Source organism: Thermodesulfobacteriota bacterium (assembly GCA_040758155.1).
Taxonomy (GTDB): Bacteria; Desulfobacterota; Deferrimicrobia; order Deferrimicrobiales; family Deferrimicrobiaceae; genus UBA2219.
Genome location: JBFLWB010000022.1, coordinates 1 through 2,267 on the forward strand (window position 1 = coordinate 1; position 2,267 = coordinate 2,267).

The 2,267-nt window shown below is 68.0% G+C and carries 3 protein-coding genes; all 3 read right to left on the reverse strand.

What is annotated here, in order from left to right; all coding sequences use genetic code 11:
• On the reverse strand, positions 1 to 189 hold a 189-nt coding region (locus AB1346_01635), incomplete at its 3' end, for a hypothetical protein (protein MEW6719132.1).
• A gap of 31 nt (positions 190 to 220) precedes the next feature.
• On the reverse strand, positions 221 to 1,210 hold the full coding sequence (locus AB1346_01640) for an oligopeptide/dipeptide ABC transporter ATP-binding protein (protein ID MEW6719133.1): 990 nt from the start codon (positions 1,208 to 1,210) through the stop codon (positions 221 to 223).
• On the reverse strand, positions 1,207 to 2,267 hold a 1,061-nt coding region (locus tag AB1346_01645; GenBank protein MEW6719134.1), incomplete at its 5' end, for an ABC transporter ATP-binding protein. The genes AB1346_01640 and AB1346_01645, both read right to left, overlap by 4 nt.

Here is a 2,267-nt window from a genome sequence, read left to right on the forward strand (position 1 = left end):
GCGGAGCAGGACGAGCAGCTCCGGTCCGGCGGAAGAGTCGGAAGGGATCGGCTCCGTTGGGGCAGGAGGGACTTCGACGGCTCCGGCGAGCTCATCCATGCAGGTGTCATCGACACCCGAGTACGTGCGGGCCACGTGCTGGTCCCACCCGTCGGCTTCCATCGAACGGCGTTCGACCGTCGTCTTCATGGTACTTGTTCAGTGCAATATCGGGACCGGGCTATACGAAGTGGCACGCGGCGAAGCGGCCCGGGGCGACTTCGCGCAGCAGCGGGCAGATCTCCGAGCAATCCTTCTTCGCCATGAAACAGCGCGTGTGGAACCGGCAGCCCGGCGGGGGCGCGATCGGGCTGGGGATCTCTCCGGACAGGACGATGCGTTCCGACGGTGCGTCCCCGAGCATCGGAACCGCGGACAGCAGGCTGCGGGTGTACGGGTGGATCGGCTTGTGGAACAGTTCCCCCGACGGACCCAGCTCCAGGATCTTCCCCAGGTACATCACCGCCACGTCGTCGCTCACGTGACGGATGACCCGCAGGTCGTGGGAGACGAACAGGTACGCCATCCCGTATTCGTCCTGAAGGTCCTTCAGCAGGTTCAGGATCTGCGCCTGCACGGAAACGTCGAGCGCCGATACCGGCTCGTCGGCCACCACGAGCTTGGGGGAAAGCGCGATCGCCCGGGCGATCCCGATCCTCTGGCGCTGCCCGCCGGAGAACTCGTGGGGATATTTCTCTCCCGACTCTTCCGAAAGCCCGACTCGCCCCAGCAGCCGCACCGCGCGCTCCCGCAGCTCTGCGCCCTTGGCCTGCCCGTGGACGAGCCACCCTTCCCCCACGATGTCCCGGACCTTCATCCGGGGATTGAGGGAGGAGTACGGGTCCTGGAAGATGATCTGCATTTGGCGGCGCGTCGTCCGCAGCTCTTCGCCCCCGAGCTGCGCGATGTCCTTCCCGTCGAACCGGATCGCTCCCGAGTCCGGGTCGAGGAGCCGGATCGCAAGGCGGCCCAGCGTGGTCTTCCCGCAGCCGGATTCGCCGACCAGCCCCAGCGTCTTCCCCGGCGCGAGCGAGAGGGAGACGCCGTCGACGGCGCGCACGCTCAGCTCTTCGGACGAGAAGAACGACTTCCGCACGGGGAACGTCTTGTAGACGTTGACGAGCGACAGGAGCGCTCCGTTCGCGCCAGGGCGGTAAAGGTTTTCGCTCAACGCGCCTCTCCCCCCCTCGCCGTCCGCTGGTAATGGCACGCCGCAAGGTGGCCCGGCGCATACTCGAAGAGCGGCGGATCTTCCCTGTCGCAGATCGCGAGGGAGTCGGAAGCCGCCTGCCCGGCCCGGAACCGTTCCAGCGCGGCACGCCGGAACGGGCAGCGGTCCGAGAAGGGGCATCCCGGCGGAACCGCGGACAGGTCGGGTACGGTCCCGGGGATCGACGGCAGACGCTTCTCCCCCGGATTCTTGCCGGGAAGGGAGGCGAGCAGCCCCTGCGTGTACGGGTGGACCGGGTCGGCGAACAGCTCCCGCGTGGGCGCCATCTCCACGATCCGACCCAGGTACATGATCGCCGTCCGGTCGGCGAAATCGTGCACCACGCCCAGGTCGTGGGTGATGAGCAGGACCGCCATCCGCTCCTGCTCCCGCATTTCCTGCAGCAGCTCCATGATCTGCGCCTGGATCGTCACGTCGAGCGCCGTGGTGGGCTCGTCGGCGATCACCAGCGACGGGGAGAGCGCCAACGCCATCGCGATCATCGCCCGCTGCCGCATGCCGCCGCTCATCTGGTGGGGATACTCCCTCGCGCGCCGCTCGGGGTCGGGCATGCGGACCTTCCGCAGCCACTCGACCGCCCGCAGGGCGGCGTCCCGCTTCCCGCAGACGTTGTGGGCCGTGAAGACCTCCGCGACCTGGTCTCCGATCGTGAGCACGGGGTTGAGCGAGCTCATCGGCTCCTGGAAGATCATCGAGATCGCCCTTCCCCGGATATCGCACATCCGCTTCTCCGGCAGGGCGAGCAGGTTCTCCCCCTTGAGGAGGATTTCACCGCCCTCCACGATCGCCGGCGGGGACGGCAGCAGCCGCAGGACCGACAGCGCCGTGACCGTCTTGCCGCACCCGGACTCCCCGACCAGCCCCACCGTTTCCCCTTGGGCGACCGGGAAGGAGACGCCGAAGAGGGCCCGCACGGTCCCCTTCTCCGTCTCGAAGGCGACCCGAAGGTCCCGCACTTCGAGCAGCTTGTCGGACATGCCGGTCACCGCCCTTTCAG